Annotated in this window: 20 protein-coding genes and 1 tRNA gene; 10 read left to right on the forward strand and 11 right to left on the reverse strand. The window is 72.1% G+C overall.

Annotation, left to right across the window (positions count from 1 at the left end):
* Positions 1-6 precede the first annotated feature (6 nt).
* The 4 genes from IO36_RS40040 to IO36_RS40055 all read right to left on the reverse strand — a co-directional run bounded on the left by IO36_RS40040 (position 7) and on the right by IO36_RS40055 (position 3683).
* Positions 7-942 (reverse strand): alpha/beta fold hydrolase, encoded by a 936-nt coding sequence (locus IO36_RS40040; RefSeq protein WP_078943745.1) that lies wholly within the window; start codon positions 940-942, stop codon positions 7-9.
* A 285-nt stretch (positions 943-1227) separates the two neighbouring features.
* Positions 1228-2094, reverse strand: a complete 867-nt coding sequence (locus IO36_RS40045) for a MerR family transcriptional regulator (RefSeq protein WP_037628095.1) — start codon at positions 2092-2094, stop codon at positions 1228-1230.
* Between the two features lie 74 nt (positions 2095-2168).
* Positions 2169-2675 (reverse strand): glutathione peroxidase, encoded by a 507-nt coding sequence (locus tag IO36_RS40050; protein WP_037628096.1) that lies wholly within the window; start codon positions 2673-2675, stop codon positions 2169-2171.
* An 18-nt stretch (positions 2676-2693) separates the two neighbouring features.
* Positions 2694-3683, reverse strand: a complete 990-nt coding sequence (locus IO36_RS40055; RefSeq protein WP_051901312.1) for an ArsR/SmtB family transcription factor — start codon at positions 3681-3683, stop codon at positions 2694-2696.
* Between the two features lie 84 nt (positions 3684-3767).
* Between IO36_RS40055 and IO36_RS40060 the strand changes: the two genes are divergently transcribed.
* The 3 genes from IO36_RS40060 to IO36_RS40070 all read left to right on the forward strand — a co-directional run bounded on the left by IO36_RS40060 (position 3768) and on the right by IO36_RS40070 (position 6258).
* Positions 3768-5000 (forward strand): MFS transporter, encoded by a 1233-nt coding sequence (locus tag IO36_RS40060; RefSeq protein ID WP_037628097.1) that lies wholly within the window; start codon positions 3768-3770, stop codon positions 4998-5000.
* 298 nt (positions 5001-5298) lie between these two features.
* The gene (locus IO36_RS40065; RefSeq protein ID WP_037628098.1) at positions 5299-5598 is read left to right on the forward strand and encodes a hypothetical protein; all 300 of its coding nucleotides are present in this window, start codon (positions 5299-5301) and stop codon (positions 5596-5598) included.
* 51 nt (positions 5599-5649) lie between these two features.
* Entirely contained in the window at positions 5650-6258 is a 609-nt protein-coding gene (locus IO36_RS40070) for a hypothetical protein (protein WP_245173664.1), read from the forward strand.
* A gap of 4 nt (positions 6259-6262) precedes the next feature.
* On the opposite strand, the gene IO36_RS40075 is transcribed toward IO36_RS40070, so the two are convergent.
* The 3 genes from IO36_RS40075 to IO36_RS40085 form a co-directional block, all read right to left on the reverse strand.
* The gene (locus tag IO36_RS40075) at positions 6263-7237 is read right to left on the reverse strand and encodes a TolB family protein (RefSeq protein WP_037628100.1); all 975 of its coding nucleotides are present in this window, start codon (positions 7235-7237) and stop codon (positions 6263-6265) included.
* A gap of 333 nt (positions 7238-7570) precedes the next feature.
* On the reverse strand, positions 7571-9442 hold the full coding sequence (locus IO36_RS40080) for an outer membrane protein assembly factor BamB family protein (RefSeq protein WP_037628101.1): 1872 nt from the start codon (positions 9440-9442) through the stop codon (positions 7571-7573).
* Positions 9443-9551: 109 nt separating this feature from the next.
* The gene (locus tag IO36_RS40085; RefSeq protein WP_051901313.1) at positions 9552-10562 is read right to left on the reverse strand and encodes a glycoside hydrolase family 26 protein; all 1011 of its coding nucleotides are present in this window, start codon (positions 10560-10562) and stop codon (positions 9552-9554) included.
* Positions 10563-10776: 214 nt separating this feature from the next.
* Here IO36_RS40085 and IO36_RS40090 point away from each other — a divergent pair, with 214 nt between their 5' ends.
* From IO36_RS40090 to IO36_RS40110, 5 genes are all read left to right on the forward strand, one after another.
* The gene (locus tag IO36_RS40090; protein ID WP_037628102.1) at positions 10777-11268 is read left to right on the forward strand and encodes a hypothetical protein; all 492 of its coding nucleotides are present in this window, start codon (positions 10777-10779) and stop codon (positions 11266-11268) included.
* Between the two features lie 26 nt (positions 11269-11294).
* Positions 11295-13469: a bifunctional polysaccharide deacetylase/glycosyltransferase family 2 protein gene (locus IO36_RS40095; protein WP_037628103.1), complete on the forward strand. Its 2175-nt coding sequence runs from the start codon at positions 11295-11297 to the stop codon at positions 13467-13469.
* 47 nt (positions 13470-13516) lie between these two features.
* Positions 13517-14743: an acyltransferase family protein gene (locus IO36_RS40100; RefSeq protein WP_425535576.1), complete on the forward strand. Its 1227-nt coding sequence runs from the start codon at positions 13517-13519 to the stop codon at positions 14741-14743.
* Between the two features lie 495 nt (positions 14744-15238).
* Entirely contained in the window at positions 15239-16048 is an 810-nt protein-coding gene (locus IO36_RS43595; RefSeq protein ID WP_158997765.1) for a hypothetical protein, read from the forward strand.
* A 44-nt stretch (positions 16049-16092) separates the two neighbouring features.
* Positions 16093-16368 carry a hypothetical protein gene (locus tag IO36_RS40110; RefSeq protein WP_037628104.1) on the forward strand — a complete coding sequence of 92 codons (276 nt, stop codon included), beginning with the start codon at positions 16093-16095 and terminating at the stop codon, positions 16366-16368.
* A gap of 110 nt (positions 16369-16478) precedes the next feature.
* Here IO36_RS40110 and IO36_RS40115 read toward each other — a convergent pair.
* The 4 genes from IO36_RS40115 to IO36_RS40135 all read right to left on the reverse strand — a co-directional run bounded on the left by IO36_RS40115 (position 16479) and on the right by IO36_RS40135 (position 21510).
* A tRNA-Arg gene (locus tag IO36_RS40115) sits at positions 16479-16554 on the reverse strand.
* 329 nt (positions 16555-16883) lie between these two features.
* On the reverse strand, positions 16884-17450 hold the full coding sequence (locus IO36_RS49085; RefSeq protein ID WP_051901315.1) for a TetR family transcriptional regulator: 567 nt from the start codon (positions 17448-17450) through the stop codon (positions 16884-16886).
* 223 nt (positions 17451-17673) lie between these two features.
* The gene (locus IO36_RS48800) at positions 17674-19707 is read right to left on the reverse strand and encodes an IclR family transcriptional regulator domain-containing protein (protein WP_245173666.1); all 2034 of its coding nucleotides are present in this window, start codon (positions 19705-19707) and stop codon (positions 17674-17676) included.
* A gap of 528 nt (positions 19708-20235) precedes the next feature.
* Positions 20236-21510 (reverse strand): M6 family metalloprotease domain-containing protein, encoded by a 1275-nt coding sequence (locus tag IO36_RS40135; protein WP_051901316.1) that lies wholly within the window; start codon positions 21508-21510, stop codon positions 20236-20238.
* A gap of 302 nt (positions 21511-21812) precedes the next feature.
* Here IO36_RS40135 and IO36_RS40140 point away from each other — a divergent pair, with 302 nt between their 5' ends.
* The gene (locus tag IO36_RS40140) at positions 21813-22457 is read left to right on the forward strand and encodes a TetR/AcrR family transcriptional regulator (protein WP_037628105.1); all 645 of its coding nucleotides are present in this window, start codon (positions 21813-21815) and stop codon (positions 22455-22457) included.
* Between the two features lie 232 nt (positions 22458-22689).
* Positions 22690-24240 (forward strand): MFS transporter, encoded by a 1551-nt coding sequence (locus tag IO36_RS40145; RefSeq protein WP_037628106.1) that lies wholly within the window; start codon positions 22690-22692, stop codon positions 24238-24240.
* Positions 24241-24251 lie beyond the last annotated feature (11 nt).

Genomic DNA, 24251 nt, shown 5'->3' on the forward strand with positions numbered 1-24251 from the left:
GGGGCCCTAGTACCGCTCGAAGGGCGTGCAGTACGGCAGGCCCGCGTCCTCCGGCAGACCGTCGCGGAAGAAGCGCACGAGCAGGTCGCAGAAGTCCTGGGGGCGCTGGAGATGGGCCAGGTGACCGCACTCCGCGATCGTCGTGAAGCGCGCGCCCGGCAGGTCCGCCGCCACCGAGCGGACCATGTCGGGCGTGGTGAGGGTGTCGTGCTCGCCGGTGAACACCAGGTACGGGACGGCGGGGACGGCCGCCCGCCGGTACCACTCGTGGGCCAGCAGCCGCCGGTTCCGCTCGACGGTCACGGCGACCTCGCGCGGGCCCTGCGCGGCGAACTGCCGGTACATCAGCCGGGTCAGCGCGGCGTGCTTGCGTACGGTGCGGTCGCCGGGCGGCGGCACGAAGCAGCGGACGAACTCCTCCGCGGTCTCCTCGACGCGCCCCTCCTCCAGCAGCCGGACCCAGCCCACCAGCGCCTCGGCGAACCAGCGCGGGATGTGGTCCGACATCCCCTGCACGGCGATCCGGCGCAGCAGGTGCGGATATCGCTGGGCGAGCCGGAGGCCGACCGCCGCGCCGTAGCAGCCCGCGTACAGGTTGACCGGGCCGAGCCCGAGTTCGCGCAGCATGTGGCCCGCGGACTCCGCCAGGAAGTCGATCCCGTGCTCGACGGGCAGGAAGTCGGCGTCCCCGAACCCGGGCAGGTCCACGGTGACGACGGTCCCGAGCTCCCCGAGCCACCGCTCGTGCCGTGTCCACGAGTGGCGCGTCTGGTCGGACCCGCCGAGCACGAGCAGCGGCTCGGTGACGGGGACGCCGTGCGTGGCGATCCGCGCGGTGTACGCGTAGCCCTGCCACACGAGCCGGTGTTCCGCCACTTCCGTGGGCGCCCCGCCTCCCGGCACCGCGACGGGAACAGGGACCGAGGAAGCGACAGAAGGCACAGCTGACTCCCGGGAGGGGACGAGACACCGAAACTCCCCACTCGTACACGGCTCCCGGGTGTGCCGGCCGCAATGTCACACGAAGGTGGGCGGTGCAGCCCCGGGGCTGACCGCGGCGCACCACGGCGCACCACGGCGCGACCCGGAGGGACCCGGAGGCGGGCTCGCCTCACGTCATGCGCCCCGCCTCGCAGGCCCCGCCCCGCGCGCCTCACCTCATGTGCATCGCCCGAGGCGCCTCACTTCAGGCACCTCACTTCACGCACCCCGCCCCACGGGCCCCGCTCACCTCACCGGGAACGCCACGTCGCACACCGCGTCCTCGGGGCCCGCCGCGTCCCAGTCGGCGAAGTAGATCTCCCGGCACGGGCCGTCGACGGACAGACCGCGCTCGGCGACCCAGTGCTCGACCGCCTCGAAGGCGGCGAGGATCTGCGGGTGGGCGACCTGGGCCTTGGTGATGCGGACGAAGGCGATCCGGTGGGCCGGTTCGACACGGACCGCGGCCCCGGTGGCCCGGCCCTGCCGCTCCGCCCAGGCACGCGCCGCGGCCTCGTCGACGACCGGCACGCACGCCTCCGCGGGACCGTCGCTCTCCACGCTGACCTCGGCGTGGTACGTGACGAACGGCGGCCCGGCGACACCCCCGGCCTCCCGGGCGCCCCCCTCCAGCCGGCCCAGGGAGCCGGGGATCCACACCGGCAGCTCGGGCGCCAGGACGTGCCGCTTCTCGGTCAGCACGACCTGCTCGGGCACCTCGGCCGTTTCGACGGCGAACTTCTCGTACATCTCGGAACTCCTCCCGGAAAGACGTCCACGGAGGTAGTCGGCGAGCGCCCGCTGCGAGGCGAACCGCGCCTCGGCACCGTCCCAGTACCCGGCGAGCAGCGCGGCGGCTTCCGTGCCGCGTGCCCCCACCACGTCCGCGACCAGCGCCAGCGGCATGTCCAGCTGGCGCAGCAGCGCGACGAGCCGGGCCCGTTCGGCCTGGTCGGCACGGTAGTAGCGGTAGCCGCTGGCCTCGTCGACGTACGCCGGGGCCAGCAGCCCCAGCCGGTCGTAGAGCCGCAGCGCCTTCGCCGAGAGCCGCGCCCGCGAGGCGAACGCGCCGATGGTGAGCAGGTCCTTGTCCACCCTGTCATCCTCCGTCACCGGGCGCCTTCCGCCCGGTGACAGGGACGCTCCCCCTTGCCCCAGGGGCAAGGTCAACGCCGACGGCGGGACCGTCAGCCGATGGCCTTCTCGACGGCGGCGACGAGCTCGGCCGACTCCGGCTCGGTCTGCGGGGAGAAGCGGCCGACGACCGAGCCGTCGCGCCCGATCAGGAACTTCTCGAAGTTCCAGCGGATGTCGCCGGTGTGCCCCTCGGCGTCGGCGGTGTCCACGAGGCGTCCGTACAGCCCGTGCCGCGCGTCGCCGTTCACCTCGACCTTCTCGGTCATCGGGAAGGTCACGCCGTAGGTGGCGGAGCAGAACTCGGCGATCTCCTCGGAGCTGCCGGGCTCCTGGCCGAGGAACTGGTTGCAGGGCACGCCGAGGACGGTGAAGCCCTTGTCGGCGTAGCGCGCGTGCAGCCGCTCCAGGCCGGCGTACTGCGGGGTCAGCCCGCACTTGGAGGCCACGTTCACGATGAGGACGGCCTGGCCCGCGTACTGGGACAGGTCGGCGGAACCGCCCTGGAGGGCGTCGATCTCGACGTCGAGCACGGAGGTACCGGTGTTGTCAGTAGTCATAAGCGGATGCTAACTCCGCTAGCCGCCGCTCCCGCCGGCCCGGCGGTCCCGCTGCGCCGTGACGAGCACCTCACCCGCGGCCGTCCGCGAGTACAGCACCGACCGTCCCGCCCGCCGCCGCTCCACGAGCCGCGCGTCCAGCAGCACCCGCAGATGACGGCCGACCGACCCCAGACCCTGCCCGGTCACGGCGACCAGCTGGCTGGTGGAAAGGGGCGAGTCGAGGCGGACGAGGACACCGGCGCGGGCCGTTCCGAGCAGCGCTCCGAGGCTCTCCGGCACCGCCGTGGCCCCGGCGTCGGCCAGCGCCCCGGAGCACGGGTAGACCACGGCGTAGCGGCGGGTGTCCTCCCACGACACCCAGCCGGCGCTCGGCGTGACGGGCACGAAGACCAGCCGGGCGCCGGATATCTCTCGCGGCGGGTACTCGTGCAGGTTGACCTGGAGGCGGTTGCCGCCGAGCCAGCGGGTCCCGGGCCGCAGCCCGTCCAGCGCGGCCGCCCAGCCGCCCTGGCCGAGCCGCGCGGTCCGGGCCACCACGTCGGCCTCCAGCACCCGCCGGCGGCGGTTCCAGTCGGGACGTACGGACTCCTCCCACACGGCGGCGAGCAGGGCGGCGGCCCGCCCGGGCAGATCGTCGCGGCCGGTGAGCGCGGCGGGCAGCGGACCGCCCGCCGAGCGCAGCAGATGGGCGCGGGCGTCGGCGGGCGGAACCTCCCGCACCCGGGCGACCTCGGCCTCGAAGGTCTCGTCGCCGTACGGGGTGGGGGTGAGGAAGTCGGCGATCCACTCCCGGCCGAGTCCGCAGCGCACGAGCAGCGCGGTGACCGGGTCGGCGGCCAGCCGGCCCCGGTACGCCGGCAGGTGCGCGTCCAGCCAGGCGCGCTCGCCGGGGTGCGCGGCGGTGTCCGTGTGCAGCAGCTTCAGACAGGCGAACGTCTCGGCGAGCGGCGACAGCACGAACCGGCTTCCGGCGAGCGTGTCCGCGTTCACCTGCCACCAGCCCATGTCCCCCCCGGCTCCCTCGCGTCCGACCTTTCGCGTGTGCGCGAAACAGTATCGACCGCACAAGGGGCCCCACAGACTCCCGGCATGCGCAGCTACTCGGAGCTCTTCCGCACACCGGAGTTCACCCCGCTCTTCCTGTCCTCCTCTCTTCGGACCGCCGCCTCGACGGTGAGCGGTCTGGCCCTGGGCACCCTCGTGTACCGCGCGACCGGCTCGCCGCTGCTGACCGCGCTGAGCATGTTCGGACCCTCGCTCGTCCAGATGATCGGCGCGGTCACCCTGCTCTCGGCCGCCGACCGGCTGCCCCCGCGGGCCACGCTGGCGGGAACCGCGTTCGTCTTCGGGCTCGGCACCGCCGCCATGGCGATCCCCGGACTCCCCGTGTGGTCGGTCTTCGCCCTGCTCCTCCTCCTCGGCCTGGTCCAGTCCCTCGGCGGCGGGGTCCTGTGGGGCCTGCTGACCGAGATCCTCGCCAAGGAGGGCTATCTGCTGGGGCGTTCGGTGTTCAACATGATGAGCGGGATCGCCCAGATCACCGGGTACGCGACCGGTGGCGTCCTCGTGACCCTGCTGTCCCCGCGCGTCACGCTCCTGCTGGCGGCGGGGCTCTACCTCGGGGCCGCCCTGACCGCCCGCTCCGGTCTGACACCCCGGGCGCCCCGCGCCCTCGGCCGCCCGTCCGTCGCCCGGACCTGGCGCACCAACGCCCGCCTCCTCGCCTCGCCCGAGCGCCGCACCCTGTACCTCCTGCTCTGGGTGCCGAACGGCCTGGTCGTCGGCTGCGAGTCGCTGTACGTGTCCTACGCGCCGAGCCGGGCCGGCGCCCTGTTCGCCTTCGCGGCCCTCGGCATGTTCGCCGGGGACGTGACCACCGGACGGCTGCTGCCGCCCCGGGTCCGGGCCCGGCTGGGCATCCCCTTCCTGCTGCTCCTCGCGACGCCGTACCTCTTCTTCGTCCTGCGTCCGCCCCTCGCCGTGGCCGCCGCCCTCGTCGCCCTCGCCTCGGTCGGCTTCGGGGCGAGCCTCATCCAGCAGGAGCGATTGGTCGCGATCGTCCCGGACGAGCTGAGCGGCCACGCCCTCGGGCTCCACACGGCGGGCATGCTCACGATGCAGGGAACGGGCGCGGCGCTCGCGGGCGTGATCGCCCAACTCTCCTCTCCCGCAACGGCGATGACGGTGATGGCCGGGGCCTCGGTCGCCGTGACACTGGCAGGGACCCCCGCGCTGCTCCGGCACCGCGGCACGACCTCGACGGGCCAACACCCGGAGCCTTCCGCACCGCAGGGACGACAAGCGGAGGTGAAATCTGCTTGAAATGAAGGCAGTTGCAGGGAAGAGGCGACAACTCCCGTTCCCCGAGTGCGCACTGAGGGAGCCCCGGGAAGCACACGGGGAGGCTCCCGCCGGGGTCTCCCCGCGTACGAGGCCGGGGGCGGGCGCCGGTGTGCCTCCGCACGCTCTGTCCGGCCCGGCCCGGCCGGTGGAACCATCGCGGTGCTCGGTACCGGCAGGGGGTACGCCATTGGCCGCCGTGGGGATGTGGGCGGCGGCGCATGGATGTTTGCTGGTCCGAGAAACGGCGTCACCACTACGAACAGCAAGGGGCCGGACGATGGCGATCGTGATGTCGATGCACTGGGCGGAAGCGACACCGGAGCAGTACGACACCGTGCGGGACGCGGTCCAGTGGGAGGAGATCCCGGGGGCCGGCGGCCAGATGCACGTGGCCTGGTTCGACGCGCAGGGACTGCACGTCACCGACGTCTGGGAGTCCCAGGAGGCCTTCGAGACCTTCATGGCCGAACGTCTCGCGCCCGCGATCCAGAAGGCCGGCATCACCGGCAAACCCGACACGGCGTTCCACCCGCTGCACCGGCGCTACGTCGCCCCGGGCGTCAGCGGCGCCGCGTAGGAGAGGGCCGGACCCCGTTCCCCGGACCCGCGGGCTGGTTCACCATGGAGTGTGCGATTCGACTCCGTGCCCATGCCGGCGACCGTCGAGGCCCGGCCTCGTGACACCCGCGGCTACCCCGTGCCCGCGATCACCCCGTGGGAGGGGGACGAGCCCCGGTTCGCCCTCACCGACTACGACCGCAGCGCCGCCTGCGCGCGGGAGCGGCTGTGCTCGGTGTGCGGCACCCTGATGCCCAGAGGCCCGGTGTGGCGGGTGGTCGGCGCCGCGGAGAGCGCCGCCATCCGCGACGCCCGCGCCGCCGGGCGCCCGTACCGCAACATGGCACCCACCCCGGAGGGTCCGGGGCACCGCGTGTGCATGCTCTACGCCTCGATGGTGTGCCCGTACCTGGCACGCCCCAACGCCCGCCGGGGGCTCGGCGCCCAGACCCCGGACGACATGACCGCGCATGTCGTCCGGGGTGCCGTCCGCGGCGAGAGCGGTGCCGTGGTGGGGTACGGGGACTACGAGTTCGCCGTCACCCGGTCCCAGGTCCTGTTCCGTTTCCTCGACGTGGTCGAGTACCTGCCGCACGACACGGCCGACCAGCACCTGCCGGAGCTGCGGGCCGAACTCGCCCGCTCCGAGGGCCGGCCGGGCGGCGGCCGGCCGCGGTAGGTGGTCAGCCGCGGTAGGCGGGCAGGCCGGTGTGCGAGGTGGCCTTGACGGGCCGGCCGAAGCCGTGGGCGGTCTTCGTGACGGTGTAGGTGCCGGTCGGCGCACGGAAGGCGATGGTCTTGCCGCTCGGCGACCACGCGGGCTCGGTGCAGTCGGTGGCGGCGCTCGGGGTGATGTCCTTGACGACCGGCGCGGATCCGCCGAAGTCCTCGACGAAGAGGTGGTCGTGTCCGTGGACGGAGCGGACGAAGACGACTTCGTCGCCGTCGGGGGAGAGCGCCGGCTCGGACCCCTTGGCCAGCGCGCCGCCCTGCTGCCGCAGGTAGTCGTCGCGGATGTAGACCTCGCCGGTGCCGGTGTTCCCGTAGACGATCGTGCCGTAGTCGCCGCCGGCGTTCGGCCAGGTGTTCTTCGTCTGCGGGAGGCCGGCCTCGCCCGCTTCGCCGTTGAGGCTGATCCGGGCCGGCCGGGCGTGGTTGCCGGTCGCCTTGACGCCCTCCAGGACGGTGCTGCCGTGGATCTTCGCCGAGAAGACGAGGTTGTTCTTCGCCGGGATCTGGTTCGTCCGGTCGGCGGCCGACACCTGCCAGGTGGGGTGGGACCAGGTCTGCCCGCCCGGGTTGACCGCGACGGTGACGCGGTGGCCGCCGTCCGGGTCGGAGACGACGAGGTTCCCGTGGCCGTCGATGAAGGCGGCCTTGCTGCCGGTGGGGTTCCACGCCAGGTCACGGACGGCGGTCCCGAAGTCGAGGGACCTGCCGCCGACCAGGACGTGACGCGTGCCGTCGCTGACGGTCAGTCCCCTGGGCACGGTGAGGGAGTGGGCGGACGCGGCGGCGGCGACCATCGCGGCGCTGCCCCGGGAGCCGCCCGAGGACGGGGCGGCGATCGCGGCGGAGGCCGCGCCGCACAGGGCGAGCAGCGCGGCGGCGCCCGCGGTGAGGACGGCTGTGGTCTTCCGGCGGTGACGAGCGGACATCGAGGTTCCCCCAGGGGTGCGAAGGGCGCTGCGGCCTGTCTCGCGGGAACGGCCCGCCGTCCCCGGGACCGAGCCGGTCCGCTCGGCCGGCCGCGCTCCGCGATGACAGGAGTCTGCCCCTCCAGGGTGACGGACCCGTCCGCTCATCGTCACAGCCTTGTCATGACGAACGGGACGAACCGGACCGCCGCCCGGAGCTTCCCCCGCCGGTCGGGCGCCCTCGCGGCCGGGTCGGATCCCCTCGGCCGGTCCTGCACCATCGCGGCCGGTCCGGCATCCCCTCGGCCGGTCCGGCGCTTCCTCCGCCGGTCCGGCGCCCGCTCCGCGCGGCCCCTACTGGTACAGCCGTACGCCGCCGTTCGAGCCGAGGGCGTTGAGCTCCAGCACGCCGCCGTCCGGAGTGACGTACACCGTGCCGGCGGTGAAGTTCCACTTGCCGGCGCCCTTCGGCAGGCCGGCGACCGGGGCGCTGCGGCCCGTGCGCGGGTCGATGGTGACGAGCTGCGGGGAGCCGGACGTGGTGACGGCGTACACCTTGCCGTCCGATCCGGACGCGGGGACGGCGAGCGCGGCGGAGCCGTGGCTCCAGAGCTTGGCGCCCGTGACCGTGTCGAAGCCGTCGATCTTCATGGCGCCGGCGGACGTGGCCGGGGCGACCAGGACCTTGCCGTAGAGCCGGGCCGAGTGGTCGGCACCGGTGTCGTTCCCGGCCGTGAGCTCGTCGTTGCCGACGGCCAGCTTGCGGCCGTTCCCGGTGGCGTCGAAGACCCGTACGGCGTCCTGGCGGGCCGTGTGGACGGCGGCGACCAGCGGAGAGCCGGACAGGATGTGCGTCACGTCCGAGTGGGCCTTCTCGGCCTTCCGCCAGATCGCCTTGCCGGTCTTCCCGTCGTACGCGGTCAGGGTGGACCGGGTCTTCTTGTCGAGGCAGAAGTCGGCCACCATCACGACGCCGGTCGTGCCCCAGTTGTAGGCGTTGCAGTAGTGGCCGCGCGCCTTGTAGCCCCACACGCGGCTGCCCGTGCGCAGGTCGACACCGCCGAGCACGTTCTGGCCGACGACGGTCGCGACCTCGCCCTGGAGGTAGGTCGCGGCGGTCGCCGCGGTGCGGTGCTTGGCGTTCGTCAGCGGTATCGACCAGAGGATCTTGCCGGTGGACGCCTTCACCCCGGCCAGCCGGGTGCAGGTGCTGCCGTCCGTGCCGAAGGCGACCGTGCCGATGCCCTTCGCGCCGAGCGTCGGCGACATCGCGCAGGGAACCGTGGCCCCCTTGAGGGAGGCGGCGGAGGACGGGGCGCCCCACACCTGCTTGCCGTCGGCGAGGTCGTAGGCCCGCAGACCGCCCCGGCTGCTCGCCCGGACGAGCACCTTGTCGGTGACCCAGCTGCCGACCAGCGCGTCGTCGGCGGCGGCCGCCGGTATCTCCCACGCCTGCGTCAGGTTCCGCGAGGCCACAGCGGCGGCGTCCTCCTGCTTGAACAGGACGGCGCCGGCCCCGCCGGCGGCGAGGAGCACGACGAGGACGAGCGCGATCCTGCCCAGCCCCCGGGACTTCCCGGGCCGCTCGCCGTCCGTGGCCGCGGGCTGCGGCGGCTGCGCGGCGGCCGGCTCGGGGCGGCGCACGGCCGCCCGGTCGGCGACGGGGTCCTGCCCGGAGGCGTACCGGGAGTCGCCCGGTGCGTCGCCGTGGCGGGTGTGCGGGGGCGGAGGCGTGCGGCGGCCCGGCTCGCGCACGGGTTCGTGGACGTCGGCGCCCGGCTCGGAGACCCGCAGCGGCACGGTGCTCTCCCACCGGGTGCCGGCGGGAGCGCGGTACGGCCCGGCCGGCGGCCGGCCGTCGAAGGACGAGCCCGGCTCGGCCCGCCGCTGCTCCTGACGGGGCTGCCGGCCGGAGGCGGGTCCTTGCTGCGGCTGCCGGTCGGCGGAGGGGGCGCGGTAGGGGCGGCGGCCGGCGGGATCGCGGTAGAGCGGCCGGTCGTCGGCCGGCTCACGGTAGGACTGCGCGTCGGTGGCCGGCTCGCGATAGAACCGTCCGTCGGTGGCCGGTTCGTGGTGCGGCTGCCGGTCGGCGGCCGGGTCGCGGTAGGGCCCCCGGTCGGTGGCGGGTTCGCGGTGCGGCTGCCGGTCGGCCGGTGTGCGGGGGCGGAAGGCCCAGCCCTCGTCCTGCTGCGGAGCCCCCTGGCCCGGCGACGATTCCGTCGTCATCTCCGTGATCTCTTCCTCGTCGGCATCCGCATGCGCCAGCCGCGGTGATGCGCCATGGTAAAGGTCGTTCCTGGCGGGCTCGTGCCCGGCTTCCCCCGACTGCGCGGGATCAGCGCTTGATGAAGGAATGCCCGAATTTGTTGCGGGCGGACTCCACTTGGAACGCGGCCAGCGCGCCCTCGGAGGTGCTGATCCGCCAGTCCATGAGCTGCTTGCTGCCCGGCCAGTCCTTGCGCTGGTCGTACCAGACGAGCCCGATGACACCGGCCTTCGCGGCGCCCTGCATCAGGTCGCGGATGTGGGCCTCCTTCTCGCCGCTCTCCGCCACTCCGGTCTCCGCGATCAGCACGGGCTTGTCGGAGAAGCCCGCGATCTCGCGCATGGTGGGCGTGAACAGGCTGGAGAAGGCGACGCCGTCGATCGGCCCGTAGTAGCCGATGAGCCCGGCCCAGTCGACGTAGGCGTCGCCCGGGTAGTACGGGCGCAGCTTGGCGGTGGTGCCCGAGTCGACCACGTGCGGGGTCCACACCCAGACCACGTTGGTGACGCCCCGCTCGGCGAACGTGTCGTGCAGCCGCTTCCAGGCCGCGACGAAGTCCGCGGGCTTGGTGTGCGGGGGACCCCAGGAGTTCCACGGGCCGTTCATCTCGCCGGCGAAGGACAGGGCCAGCGGGCCGTCGTAGGAGGCGATCTGGGCCGCGAGCCTGCGGATGTAGGCGTCGTCCTCGCCCCGGGCGATGCGGGCGAGCGAGGTGTCGGTGGGGACCAGCGCCATCATCGGCAGCTGACCGTGCTTCCACAGGAAGGCGTTGCCCTCCGCGTCGAAGTCCTCGCCCCAGGAGCTGTAGTACTCCCGGATGTCCGGTGTCCGCCCCGCCTCCTTGGCGAAGGTGGTGACGATGCCGTACTGCCAGGGCGTCTTGTCGTCGACGACGCCCAGCGCGCGGCCGGTCGGGTGCAGCAGGGACGCGACCTCGGACCGGGTGCCGGAGGAGGCGGCTCTGCCCGCCTTGCCGTCGCCGCCGCTTCCCGCCCCGCCGCAGGCGTCCGCCAGGAACGCGATGGCCACCATCAGGATCACGGCGGCCGTCAGGCGGCCGCGGCGGCGGGCTATGACCATGCGTGAAGGTCCGATCAAGCAGAGGGGCAGGCGAGGTCGCAGCAACTCTACGAGACCCGCGTGACATTCACCGAATCTTCATATTAATCTTGCGACGCGATCAAGAGGGGTCGGATAATCTCCGTTTCCTTACGCATCATCACTCTTTTGCACCACTCACTGTCTTCGGCGGCGCCGAGCCGGCAGCCGTAGCGAGGAAGGCCCGAGGCCCCCGATGACCAGTACCTCCACGGAGGTCGAGCCCACCCCTGTCTTCGTGGACCAGACAGGTCAGCGCGGCCGTCGGCTGCGCGGTCTCGGCTGGCTGGTGGGCATCCTCTGCACCGGATGCGTGGCCGCGATGATCTCCGGCCTGGTCGGAACCCAGTCCCAGGCCCCCGCGCTCAGCGTCCCCGGCACCGCGGACACCACACCGCCCAGCCAGTACCTGAACGCTCCGCTGCCCGCGGCCCCCGGCGCCGCCAGGCCCACGGCGAGCATCACCGCCGGCGTGACCCTCCCCGACGCCACCGCGTCCGTCACGCCCACGGCCACCCTCGGCGCCACCGCGCCCGTCACCACGGCGAACCCGGCGGCCACGTCCGGCGCCACGACGCCGGTCACCACCGTGACCACCGCCACCACGCCCGACGCCACCGCGCCGGACACCGCGGCGACCGTCGGCGGCACGGGAGCGACCAGCTCCGTGACCGCCGCCGCGCAGTAGTCCCGACGCGACCGACCAGGAAGTCCATGTCCCGCTCCCGCCATCAACGTCCCCGGCAGTCCATCGCGCGGCCGCGCCGACTCGTCGCACCTCCCCTGCGCTTCTTCCTGCCGGTGACCGTCCTGGCGACCCTGCTGGCGCTCATGGTGCTCCGGGGCATGGCCAACAACGAGGTCTTCCACGACGACAAGATCGCCGTCTCCGTGGACAAGGCCACCGTCCCGACCAGCGTGCTGGAGGGCGGCCCGGTCGTCGACGCGCGCGGCGACAAGAACGGCAAGCCGGTCAGCTACACCGTCCCGGACAAGACCGTCGTCCTCAGCTTCGACGACGGACCGTCCCCCGAGTGGACACCGAAGATCCTCAAGGTGCTGAAGCGGGAGAACGTCCGCGCGGACTTCTTCGTCACCGGCTCGATGGTCGCCCGCAACCCGGAGCTGATCCGGCAGATCGTGGCCGAGGGCCACGAGATCGGCCTGCACACCTTCACCCACCCCGACCTCGCGCTGCACACCGGCAGCCGGCTCACCTGGGAGCTCGGCGAGACCCAGCTCGCGCTGGCCGGTGTCGCCGGCATCCACTCCAGCCTGTTCCGCCCGCCCTACTCCTCCACCGTGGACGCGCTGGACGACTGGTCCTGGCCGGTGACCAAGCAGGCCGGGTCAGAGGGGTACCTGACCGCCTTCATCAACAAGGACACCGACGACTGGAAGCGCCCCGGCGTCGACGCCATCGTCAGGTCCGCCATGCCCGACCTCCCCGGCCAGGGCGAGATGATCCTGATGCACGACGCGGGCGGCAACCGCTCCCAGACGCTGGCCGCGCTGCCGATCATCATCGACAAGCTCAAGGCCCAGGGCTACACCTTCAAGACCACCGCCCAGGCGCTCGGCACCGGCACCGCCAACACCAAGGTCACCAGCTACAACCTGTGGGTCGGCAAGGCGTTCCTGTGGTGCACCACCTTCTCGGTGTGGCTGCTGCCGTGGCTCGTCGCCCTGCTCGCCGTCGTCGGCGTGCTCGTCATGGCCCGCTTCGCGCTGATGCTCGTGCTCTCGGCCGTCCACGTCCGGCGCGTCCGCAGGAAGGGCTTCTCCTGGGGCGATCCGGTCACCGAACCGGTCACCGTGGTCGTCCCCGCGTACAACGAGCAGGAGTGCATCACCAACACCCTGCTCTCGCTGGCCGCGAGCGACCACCCCATCGAGGTGATCGTGGTCGACGACGGGTCCAGCGACGACACCGCCGCCATCGTGCGGGAGCTCGACCTGCCGATGGTCCGGCTCATCCAGCAGCCCAACAGCGGCAAGCCGACCGCCCTCAACACCGGTGTGGCCGCCGCCTCGTACGACCTGATCGTGATGATGGACGGTGACACCGTCTTCGAACCGTCCACCGTGCGCGAGCTGGTGCAGCCCTTCGGCGACCCGCGCGTCGGCGCGGTCGCCGGCAACGCCAAGGTCGGCAACCGCGACACCCTCATCGGCGCCTGGCAGCACATCGAGTACGTGATGGGCTTCAACCTCGACCGCCGCATGTACGACGTGCTCAACTGCATGCCGACCATCCCCGGCGCCGTCGGCGGCTTCCGCCGTTCGGCGCTGGACCAGGCGGGCGGCATGAGCGACGACACGCTCGCCGAGGACACCGACGTGACGATGGCCCTGCACCGGGCCGGCTGGAAGGTCGTCTACGCCGAGAACGCCCGGGCCTGGACCGAGGCGCCCGTCAGCATGAAGCAGCTCTGGTCGCAGCGCTACCGCTGGAGCTACGGCACCATGCAGGCGATGTGGAAGCACCGGCACTCGGTGCTGGAGCGCGGCGAGGCCGGCCACTTCGGCCGGGTGGGCCTTCCGTTCGTCGCTCTGTTCATGGTGGTCACGCCGCTGCTCGCGCCCGCCATCGACATCGGCATGGTCTACGGCGTGGTCTTCGTCGACGCGTACAAGACCCTGGCCGCCTGGTTCGCCGTCATGGCCCTCCAGGCCGTGTGCGCCTGGTGGTCCTTCCGCCTGGACAAGGAACCGGCCTGGCATCTCATCACGCTGCCGGCCCAGCAGGTGGTCTACCGGGTGCTCATGTACATGGTGCTGCTGCAGTCCGCCATCACCGCTCTCACCGGCGGCCGGCTGCGCTGGCAGAAACTGCGGCGCACCGGTGAGGTCGGGCTGGAGTTCGCAACGGGGGGAACGACGTCATGAGTACCGCCGAAAGAGGTGCCTACGGCATCCAGGACTCGTCCGAGACCATGGCCCTGCGGGTGATGGACCCGGCCGCGTTCCCCTCGCAGCGCGACACGGAACCCGCGGAGCCCGTGGCGGCCGCCCCGGAGCTCGCACGCAAGCCCGGCCGTGACCGCTACCTCGACCTGCTGCGGGCGCTCGCCCTGATCCGCGTGGTGATCTACCACAACTTCAGCTGGACCTGGCTTCCCATCGTCTTCCCCTCCATGGGCGTCATGTTCGCCCTGGCCGGGTCGCTGATGGCGCGTTCCCTCAAGCGCCCGGCGCTGAGCGTGATCCGCGGCCGGCTGCGCCGTCTGCTGCCGCCGATGTGGCTGTTCGGCGCGGTCGTGGTGCCGCTGATGCTCCTCCAGGGCTGGGGGCCGAACTACGACCACCACCCCAACTGGTGGTGGGGCGAGCTGGCCTACTGGATCCTGCCGCTCAGCGAGCCGCCGTTCGGGGACTCGCTGCACACCTTCGGCGGCCATCTGCCGGCCTCCTGGGCCGAGCAGATCTCCGTCCCGCTGTGGTACCTGCGCGCCTACCTCTGGTACGTCCTGCTGTCGCCGCTCCTGCTCAAGGCGATGCGCAAGCTGCCCTGGGTCACCCTGCTGGTGCCGCTGGCGCTCGCGTTCTTCATCAACTCCGGGCTGGTCGACCAGTCCGGCCGGCTGATGGAGGCCGCCACCGACTTCACCACCTTCGGCTCCTGCTGGCTGCTCGGCATGGCCCACCAGGAGGGGCTGCTCCGCAGGATCCCGCAGTACATCGTGCCGTCCGTCGCCCCGCTGGTGCTGGCCTTCGGCTACTGGTGGCTGATGCGGTCGCCGGTGGACAACCCGCGGATCGGGCACGACCTGGAGGCGGTGCCGGTCGCCCAGGCGATCTGGTCGTTCGGCGCGGTGATGCTGCTGCTCCACCTGAGCCCGTCCTGGGAACAGTGGCCCAAGCCGCTGGAGCGGTTCAACGGTGTGATCAGCCTGCTCAACTCCCGCGCGGTCACCGTGTACCTGTGGCACTCCTTCGCCCTGGTGCTGACCGAGCCGCTGATCGACCCGCTGTGGAGCAACAGCTTCTTCTACGACCACCTGCAGTGGGTCCTGGCGAGCCAGTGGACCCCGCTGGTGCTCGCGGTCCCGCTGATCTGCCTGGCGATCCTGCTCTTCGGCTGGATCGAGGACGTCGCCGCCAAACGCCGCCCCCGCCTGTTCCCGTACCCCCGCCGGGCAAAGGGCCGCAGAGGCCGCTGACCCCCGCGCACAGGGCAACCCCCAAAGGGCCCCGGACCACACCTGGTCCGGGGCCCTTCGCTGTCACAACTGCCCTGCTGACCGCGCACCGCTCGCGTCGCGAGGTCAGACGTGGAGGTCGGGTATCCCCGACGTCGGGCCGGCGAAGGTTGGCGGAGCTCCCACTGACGCCGGGCACGTAATTCCGGCCAAGTGGCCGACTTCACAAAGGTTGTTCGGACGTGCAGAGGTGCCCGGCAATGTGGGGCAAATTACCCGAGGTTCACCATGAGCGTGTCATATGCAGGTAATGAGTCATGTATGCCGCCGGTACGAAGGCGGCGGCCGAGAATTGATGATCTTGTGAGCCCCTGATCAACTGTGTGAGGATCCCCCGGCCGACGAGGTCGGCTCAGACCAAAAACTGGGGGAACTGCTTTGTACAGAGCGAGAGTTAGGAACCTGGCGCTCGTTGCCGGGGCGGCGGCACTGACCATGTTCACCGCGCCCGGCGCCATGGCTGACACGCCGTCGCACACTGCGACACCGTCGACGGTGATCGAGGAGGCGACGGGCACGCAGGAGATCCTCAAGGGCTCGGGCACTCTTGCCGCAGGAGGCGCTCAGGTAACACTTCCGACCCGCGCGGACGATCCGATCAGCGCGACCAAGGGAGAGGACACCATCAAGCTCGCCCTTCCCGGAGTTGGTGAGAAGGAAGCCTCGAGTACCAGCGGTACTGCCGTCTTCGCGGGCCGCGACGACTCGGTCTCCACCGCCGCGCAGGCGACGACGGACGGCGGCTTCCGTGCGCTCTTCACTCTGGAAGACGCCAACGCTCCGCGACAGCAGTCGTTCAAGCTGACTCTGCCGGAGGGCGCCACGACACGGCAGACCGCCGAGGGCGGCTTGGTCGTCTTCGACGCCTCCGGAAAGATCACCGGCGGGCTGGAGACGCCTTGGGCGAAGGACGCGAACGGCGCTCCGGTGCCCACGTCCTACCGGGTCGAGGGAGACACCGTCACCCAGGTCGTGGAACCCGGGGCGAACGCCGCGTACCCCATCGTCGCCGACCCGAAGTGGACGTGGGGAATCATCAGCGGAACGGTCTACTTCAACAAGAAGGAGACAGCCCACCTCGCCTCCAATGCCGGTTTCGTGGCCGTGTTGTTCGCGGCTGCTCCGCCGCCGTTCGACGCGTACGGAATCCTGAACGCGGCGAACATATCCCGGGTGGCTTGGAACGCGGGCTCCGACGGCAAGTGCGTTGAGGTGAAGGTACCGACCTTCCTCCCGTACGAGTACAAGGGCGGATACTGCAAGTAGGTCCGCCGTACGCTGCGGAGAATCAGAGAGGGCACACGTACGTTATGGACAGCTTTGCAGGACCGACCATCCTGGTGCTGGTCGCCGCGGTGATCGTCGTACTCAAGTACCGTCGGCGCACGGCTGGGGGGACTCCCCTGCTTGCGGCCAGCGGAACTCCCGGGCGCATCGCCGTGGCCGTGGCCTTCGCGATCGGCTGCGCCTGGGCCTGGTCCCAGGGTCCCTCGGTCGTCAACGCGGGGGTCCTGGGCTTGAGCCTCGCTCTGCTGGCCGGGGTCGCCGCCGAATTCCTGGCGCGCAGGAGTGCCCGGCGCATGTGATGAGCACGGGGGCCGAAGGGCGATTCCCCCGGTCGTAAGTGACCGTGCTCGTTGATGTCAGAAGTGGATGTCAAAGGCCACCTAGGAACGTTCCTAGGTGGCCTTTTCCCTGGTGCCCCCGGCAGGATTCGAACCTGCGACACCCGCTTTAGGAGAGCGGTGCTCTATCCCCTGAGCTACGAAGGCGGGGATGTGTGGGTCAAGGGGTGGGAGATTCGTCCCAAGTGGGGCGATCTCCGTTGCCCTGGGGCCCGGACATCCACAGTGGTGCCTCGCCGAAGCGGGACACCGCCCACAGTCTAGCGGGTGCCGACAGGGCGCCAAGGCTTCCTGGGGTGCGGTCGAGAGGGGCGTGGCCTGGCGGAGCCTTTCGGCGGGTGTTGCTCACGTGCTTCGGCGATCTTCTTCAGGCGTACCGGCGGTGGGCGGGTGCCGGCGTCTTCGGGTGGCTTGCGCGGGGTCTCGTCGGGGGCTCTTCGGTGGTCGGGACGGCGCGGGCGCCCTCCTCCCGTCCGTCAGCCCGGTGGGAGGGCCGAGAGGGACGGGCGGGTCAGCTGGAGCATGCGCGTCAGCCAGATGCCGGCCGGTTCCCGTGGGGAGCGGGGTGCGGGGAGGCGGGGGAGGGCCGTCGTGCCGGTGATCATGGACAGCATCAGCACGGCGGCGGTCCGCACATCGACCTCGGGCAGCAGCGAGCCGTCGCTGCGGGCCCGGCCCAGGATGCCGTGCAGCGCGCCCAGCCAGTTGGAGTGGCAGTGCAGCGACGGGTCGTCCGGGGTTCTGATCTCCTGGGCCAGCCGGGCGCCCGCGCGGACGGTCAGGTCGGTCTCCAGCAGGCCCACGAGGGCGTGCGCCATGGCGGTCGCCGTCTCGAACGCCGGCGTCTCGCGCCGCGCCAGCTTCGCGAGTGCGGCGCCCGACGTGGCGCACGCCTCCGCCTGCACCGCCCGGGCCAGATCCGCCTTGGCCGCGAAGTGGAAGAACAGGGCGCCCTTGGTGACCTGCGCGTGCTCACTGATCGCCGACAGGGTGGCCCGTTCGTAACCGGCCTGGTCGAACACGGTCGAGGCGGCCCCGATCAATGTGCGCCTGGTTCGCTCGGACCTCTCCTGGCTCACCACGTCGCGACCACCCGGACGCTCCTTGTCGTTCGGCTGCTGTTTGTCCTGCCGCGAGCGACGCTAGGAACCCGCTTTTGCATCTGTCAACGGGGCCTCCCCACACAGATCATCTTCGCGCCACGGCGGTGACTCCCGTGCGGGCGCCGCAGGTTGACGGCTCAAGGAGCGTCCGGCCCCCTCGCGCTCAGCTCAACTGCACCCGGCGGAAGCGGCCCGCGATGCGCAGGTCCGCCTCGATCCGGGTCGCCGTCGCGTGGAGCTCGGGCAGTACGTCGCTCACGCAGGCCTCGGCCGTGCGGCGGCTGCTGTGCATGGCGACGTTCACCGCGGCCACCACCCGCCCGCCCCGTTCGCGCACCGGAACGGCGATGGACCGCAGCCCCTGCTCCAACTCGCCCTCGACCAGCGCGTATCCGGACCTGCGGATCTTGTCCAGTTCGGCCCTGAAGACGTCCGGGTCCGTCATGGTTTCCGCGGTGACCGCCTCGGGCGCCCCGTCGGCCAGGACCTCCAGCGCGCGCGCCTCCGGCAGATCGGCCAGGATCGCCCGGCCCAGCGAGGTGGCGTACGCGGGCAGCCGGGTGCCGACCGTCAGGTTGACGCTCATGATGCCGCGGGTCGAGACGTGCCCGGTGTACTGGACCTCGGCGCCCGTCAGCACCGCGAGCGACACCGAGTCGCCCAGCCGCTGGGACAGCTCGGTCAGATGCGGGGCCGCGATCTCGGGGAGCGTGGTCCGCGAGAGTGGCGGGAAGCCGAGCCCGAGGACGCGCGGGGTGAGCCGGAAGACGCGGTCGTGCGCGATGACGTATCCGAGGTGTTCCAGTGTGATCAGGGCGCGACGGGCGGTCGCGCGGGCCAGTCCGGTCGCCTGGGCCACCGCGGTGAGGCTCAGTTCGGCCCGGCCCTCGCCGAAGGCCGTGATCACCGTCAGGCCCCGCGCCAGCGACTCGACGAACTCCCGCCCCAGCTCCTGCTTGGAGGCGGCGGTCCAGTCGGCGAGTCCGGAGGGGGTGGGGGGCCGTCCAGCGGGGCGTTCTGTGGCTCGCCCCGCGGCTGCCGGGTCTCCGGTGTCGCCGCCCGGACTCGGCGGACCTGCGGCGTCGCCTGGACTCGGCGGACCTGCGGCGTCGCCTGGACTCGGCGGACCTGCGGCGTCGCCCGGACTCGGCGGACCTGCGGCGTCGCCCGGACGCGTCGAGTCCGCGATGTCGCCCGGACCCGCCGGTGCTCCCGTGCCACCCGCGCCCGCCGTGCCTTCCGCGTAGCCCGGTTCGATCACCCCGGTCACCCCGGTCATCCCGGTGGCCCGGGCCGGGAAGGCGCTCCGCGTCGGCTTCGGGCCATGACCCAGTGGTTCGGGTGCGTCCGGGGCGTCCGGTGCGCCCTGCGCGTCCAGCTCCAGCGCCCGCTCCATCGCGGCGACAGCCGCCCGCAGGCGCGGCAGCAGCGTCTCGCGCAGGTCGGCGGCGCTGTGCCGGCTCGTGTGGCTCACCACGTTCACCACGCAGGCGATCCGCCCCGCCTCCCGTACGGGCATCGAGACGGCGACCAGGCCCGGTTCGATCAGCTGGTCGTCCAACGCCCAGCCCGACCGGCCCGCTTCCGCCGCCCGCTCCTCGAAGTCGTCCCCGACGGTGGGGCGTTGGGCGGCCGGAAGAGCGGAGGTGTCCGTACCTCCCCCGTACGGTCTGCTGCGCGCCGGCACCGCCGGGAAGCCGCGGTCCTCCGGGTCCGCCGCCCGGCGCTCGCGCCAGCGGTTCCACTCCTCCTCGCCCCACTCGGACGCGAACAGCGGCCCGGGCGCGGTGCGTTCGGCGGGGAGCAGGTCGCCGATGCGGAAGCTCAGGGACATCGCGCGGCGCCGGGTCGCCTGATGGATGAAGCGGATGCCGTCGCGGTCGCAGACGGCCAGGGACACCGACTCGTCGAGTTCGTCGGCGAGCGCGTCGGCGTACGGGTCCAGGACGCGGGGGAGCCGGAGAGCGGCGAGATAGGCGTTGCCGAGCTCCATCAGCCGGGGGGCGAGCACGGCGTCCCGGCCGTCGAGACGTACGTATCCCATGCGGGCGAGGGTCGCCGTGATCCGGTCGACGGTGGACCGCGCGAGCCCGGTGGCCCGTTCGAGCCCGCTCAGACTGGCCGCGCCGTCCGCCTCGGTCAGCCTCCGCAGCACGGCGATCCCGCGGATGAGCGGGGTGACCGCCTCGTCGGGCACCTCGGCCCCGCCGCGCGCGGACCCGGAGCCGGAGCCAGAGGCATCGGGAAGGGAGCCGGACACCTCAGGACCCGACCCGGACGCCTTGGGACCGGTGCCGGACGCCTCGGACCGGGGGCCGGACGCTTCGGACCGGGGGCCGGACGCTTCGGGGCCAGAGCCGGACATCTCGGGCCCGGACCCGGACGCCCCCGCGCGCGACGGCACGCCCTGCGAAGGCGCCGGCCGGGACGGCCCGCTGCTCGATGACCTGGGGCTAGCTGGCATGGACTCTCCGGTGGGGCTCTCGGAAGCGTCACCGTGCGGCAGATCTCGGAGGAGCCGCCGTGCGGCGGATCCGGGACGAGCCACCGTGTGGCGGATCTCAGAAGGGCCACGGTAATGCGTGTCCGCCCGCCGGGCCGTCCGGCCGCCGCGGCGGCCCGCGCGCCGGTCCGCCGGATGCACCCTTTCCGTCCGGCGGCCCCACGGAGGCCCCGCCGGTCGGCCCCGCGGAGGCCCCGCCGGTCAGTGGCGCGGCCCCGCCGGTCAGTGGCGCGTCACGTACACCCGGTACGTCCCCGCGGTGTCCCCCGACGCGACCTGCACGGTGATCCCCGCCTTCGCGGCCCTGAAGGTCTCGCCGGGGGAGTAGGGCGCGTCGGAGAGTTCCGCCTGGACGTTGGGGGAGCGGGTGCACCCGCCGCTGTCGGGGTGGGAGTCGTAGACGGTGATGGGCCCGTTCCCGGTGTCCACGTCCGCGTCGACCCGGTAGACCAGGACCCCGGGGCGGCAGACGGCGGAGTCGTTGCCCGCGTGGGTGCGCACCTCGAGGACGTACCCGCTGCGGGCGCCGACGGGTATGACCACGAGCTTGGCGCCGCCCCGCCGGGCCAGCGGGGTCAGCGTGTACTCGCTGGTGCCGCGCCCCGCCGCGCAGCCGACCTGGGACGCGTCGAGCCAGCCGAGCTTCCACTTGTGCCAGCCGAGCAGATCGTTGTCGGCCCCCCAGTCCTCGCTCATGATGTCCCAGTGCCCGACCGCGCCCCCGCCGTCCTGGGTGTAGAGGTCGGGCAGGCCGAAGGTGTGGCCGTTCTCGTGGGGCAGGACGCGGTAGCCGGTGTCGGCGTAGGAGCCCGAGCCGTCGTCCTGGCGGCTGTAGACGAAGGACGCGTTGGCGACGGGGACGCCGTCCGCCACCGGCGCCTCGGTGTTCCCGGCGAACGTCACGGACAGCACGGTGTCCAGCGCGGAGGGCCCCGCGTTCGGGGTGACCAGCACGTTCAGGATGTCGTACGACCGGAAGTCGACCTCGGGATCGGCCGTGGCGACGATGTCCTGGACCATTTCGCGGTACCCGGGGTCGAAGGGTGCCCCGCGTTCTATCCCGTACGCCCTGAAGGGCTTGGGCATGCGCAGCCAGTGCTTGACGGGGGCCTCGGGGCGGTAGTCGAGGCGGCCGTAGGAGGCGGTGCGGAACCAGTCCTGTGTCTTGGGGAAGAACTCGTCGTACCGGTCGAGCGCGCTGCCCTTGCCGGGCGCGTCGGAGAAGTCGACCATCAGGGTCAGGGCCCGCAGGGTCCCGGTGGAGCGGGCGTAGCCGGGGGAGGTGGGAATCCCTTCCCCCATCTGGACGTCCGACGGGCCGTTGATCATGCAGGGGCCGAGCGCCGTGGAGCGGGCCAGGGCGGAGGAACCCGCCGTGGCGGAGCCGGCCGTCAGGTGCCCGGTGCCGGCGGAGGTGCTGACCGCCAGCGTCAGAACGGACACCGTGGCCAGCGCGGCCACACGGCGCGGGCGTATGCGGCGGCTGGACGGCTGCATGCGGGGGGCCCTTCGCTCCACGGCAGCCACCGGTGTCCGACTGCACCCTTTCGATCACCCTCCGTCGCCGACACGCCGGGCGCTCGCTGGATGAGCCCGATCGGGTTCATCCACGGGAGGGGTCGAGAGGGGGAGTTGAGGGAGGAGTCGAGAGAGGACGATGGATGTGACGCAGGTCACACTCATCAGTTCCGGATCAGGGAAATAACCGGGGATCGTTTCCCCGTTTAGCCATACGTCCGAGCGAAACGGGGAGCGAATCCCCGGATCGCGTTCCAGCTCCGAGATCCGAGGAGTGCGCCGTGGAGACCGCAACCCCCGTGCAGCGTCGAGTGGCCCGGCCCCGTGCCGACGCCCTGCGCAACCGGGAGCGGATCGTCGCCGCCGCCCGCGAGATGTTCGTCGAGTTCGGCGCCGAGGTGCCGTTCGACGACATCGCCCGCCGGGCCGGTGTCGGCAACGCCACGGTGTACCGCAACTTCCCCGACCGCGACGCCCTCGCCCGCGAGGTCGTGTGCTCGGTCATGGACCGCACCTCGGAGTGGGTCGAGGAGGCGCTCGCCGCGGACGGCGACGCGTTCGAGGCGCTGAGCGGCTTCGTGCACTTCGCCGCCGACGAGCGGATCGGCGCCCTGTGCCCGATGCTCTCCGCGAACTTCGACCAGAACCACCCCGACCTGGTCGCCGCGCGCGACCGGATCACCGACCTGATACAGCGGCTGATGGCCCGCGCCCGCGAGGCCGGACAGCTGCGCCCCGACGTCGAGCTGGGCGATCTGATGATCGCCGTCAGTCAGCTCACCAGGCCGCTCCCGGGCACCGCGTGCCAGGGCATCGACCGCTTCGTACACCGCCATCTGCAGCTGCTCCTGGACGGCATGCGGGCCCCGGCCCGCTCCGAACTGCCCGGAGTGGCCGCCAACCTGGAGGGACTGCGGCGAGTATGACCGCCCGCCGGCGCCGTGACCGATCGGCCGACAACCGATGAGTCCGGCGCACGACAGCGGTCACACCTCGTGACTCCTGCGCTCATCCACCGCATGCACGGCTCCCACACCTCGTGGAGCCCCTACACACCGTTCGGTCCACAGAGCTCGTAGAACATCCGGCCGTCACCGTCGACCGGCCGTCCCCTTTCCTTTCCTTTTTTCGTCACGAAGTCCCGGAGTGGGTACCCCCATGTCTGAAACAGGCACGTCCAAAGCAGTCGCGGACCCCGTGTCCGACGCGCACAGCAACCGCTGGAAGGCGCTCGTCTTCATCGCGCTCGCCCAGCTGATGGTGGTGCTCGACGCCACGATCGTGAACATCGCGCTTCCCTCGGCCCAGCAGGACCTGGGCATCTCCGACGGCAACCGGCAGTGGGTCGTCACGGCCTACGCCCTCGCCTTCGGCGGTCTGCTCCTGTTCGGCGGCCGTATCGCCGACATCTGGGGCCGCAAGCGCGCCTTCGTCGTGGGCCTGATCGGCTTCGCCGCGGCCTCCGCGCTCGGCGGCGCGGCCCAGAGCGGCGCCATGATGTTCGGTGCCCGCGCCCTCCAGGGTGTGTTCGGCGCACTGCTGGCCCCCGCGGCCCTCTCGCTGCTCGCCGTCATGTTCACCGACGCCAAGGAGCGCGCCAAGGCCTTCGGCATCTACGGCGCGATCGCCGGTGGCGGCGGCGCCGTCGGCTTCATCCTCGGCGGCGTCCTCACCGAGTACATGAACTGGCGCTGGACCTTCTTCGTCAACATCCCGTTCGCGATCGTCGCGGCCGCAGGTGCCTACTTCGTCATCCGTGAGCCGAAGGGCGGCCGCAACCGCTCGCCGCTCGACATCCCGGGTGTCGTCCTGTCCACCCTCGGTCTGGTCTCCCTCGTCTACGGGTTCACCCGCGCCGAGTCGGACGGCTGGAGCGACTCCCTGACCGTCGGCCTGTTCGTGGCCTCCGCCCTGCTGCTGGCCGCGTTCGTCTTCACCGAGTCCAAGGTCAAGGCCCCGCTGCTGCCCCTGCGCGTCGTCCTCGACCGCAACCGCGGCGGTGTCTACCTCTCCCTGGGCCTGGCGATCATCGCCATGTTCGGCACGTTCCTCTTCCTCACCTACTACCTGCAGATCGTGAAGGGCTACTCGCCGATCTCGACCGGCTTCGCCTTCCTGCCGATGATCGCGGGCATGATCACGGGCTCCACCCAGATCGGCGCCCGGCTGATGACCCGGGTCGCACCGCGCCTGCTGATGGGCCCCGGCTTCCTGGTCGCCGCGGTCGGCATGCTGCTGCTGGCGCAGCTGGAGATCGGCTCGTCGTACGCGTCCCTGGTGCTGCCGGCGATGCTGCTGCTCGGCCTCGGCATGGGTACGGCGTTCATGCCCGCCATGTCGCTGGCCACGCTCGGCATCCAGCCGCGTGACGCCGGTGTCGCCTCGGCGATGGTCAACACCTCGCAGCAGGTCGGCGGTGCGATCGGCACGGCCCTGCTGAACACGATCGCGGCCTCCGCGACCACCGCCTACATCAAGGACCACATGGCGGGCGCCGGCACCAAGGCGCAGCAGCAGCTGGTCCAGGCCGAGGGCATGGTGCACGGCTACAGCAACGCGATCTGGTTCGCCGTCGGCATCCTCGTGGTCGCCGCCGGAATCGCCTTCACCCTGATCAACACGGGCCGTCCGGACGCCTCGGCGATCACCGGCTCGGGCGCGGGCGAGGGCGCGGAGGACGAGGTGCTGGTGCCGGTCGTCGCGCACTGACCCCGCGGCCC

Source organism: Streptomyces aureus, assembly GCF_000725495.1.
GTDB lineage: Bacteria > Actinomycetota > Actinomycetes > Streptomycetales > Streptomycetaceae > Streptomyces > Streptomyces aureus_B.

Coding starts and splice junctions, on each gene's coding strand:
- IO36_RS40050 (WP_037628096.1), bottom strand. CDS start 2,675: ATGACTACTGACAACACCGGTACCTCCGTGCTCGACGTCGAGATCGAC.
- IO36_RS40055 (WP_051901312.1), bottom strand. CDS start 3,683: ATGGGCTGGTGGCAGGTGAACGCGGACACGCTCGCCGGAAGCCGGTTC.
- IO36_RS40060 (WP_037628097.1), top strand. CDS start 3,768: ATGCGCAGCTACTCGGAGCTCTTCCGCACACCGGAGTTCACCCCGCTC.
- IO36_RS40065 (WP_037628098.1), top strand. CDS start 5,299: ATGGCGATCGTGATGTCGATGCACTGGGCGGAAGCGACACCGGAGCAG.
- IO36_RS40075 (WP_037628100.1), bottom strand. CDS start 7,237: ATGTCCGCTCGTCACCGCCGGAAGACCACAGCCGTCCTCACCGCGGGC.
- IO36_RS40080 (WP_037628101.1), bottom strand. CDS start 9,442: ATGACGACGGAATCGTCGCCGGGCCAGGGGGCTCCGCAGCAGGACGAG.
- IO36_RS40085 (WP_051901313.1), bottom strand. CDS start 10,562: ATGGTCATAGCCCGCCGCCGCGGCCGCCTGACGGCCGCCGTGATCCTG.
- IO36_RS40090 (WP_037628102.1), top strand. CDS start 10,777: ATGACCAGTACCTCCACGGAGGTCGAGCCCACCCCTGTCTTCGTGGAC.
- IO36_RS40095 (WP_037628103.1), top strand. CDS start 11,295: ATGTCCCGCTCCCGCCATCAACGTCCCCGGCAGTCCATCGCGCGGCCG.
- IO36_RS40100 (WP_425535576.1), top strand. CDS start 13,517: ATGGCCCTGCGGGTGATGGACCCGGCCGCGTTCCCCTCGCAGCGCGAC.
- IO36_RS43595 (WP_158997765.1), top strand. CDS start 15,239: ATGGCTGACACGCCGTCGCACACTGCGACACCGTCGACGGTGATCGAG.
- IO36_RS40110 (WP_037628104.1), top strand. CDS start 16,093: ATGGACAGCTTTGCAGGACCGACCATCCTGGTGCTGGTCGCCGCGGTG.
- IO36_RS40135 (WP_051901316.1), bottom strand. CDS start 21,510: ATGCAGCCGTCCAGCCGCCGCATACGCCCGCGCCGTGTGGCCGCGCTG.
- IO36_RS40145 (WP_037628106.1), top strand. CDS start 22,690: ATGTCTGAAACAGGCACGTCCAAAGCAGTCGCGGACCCCGTGTCCGAC.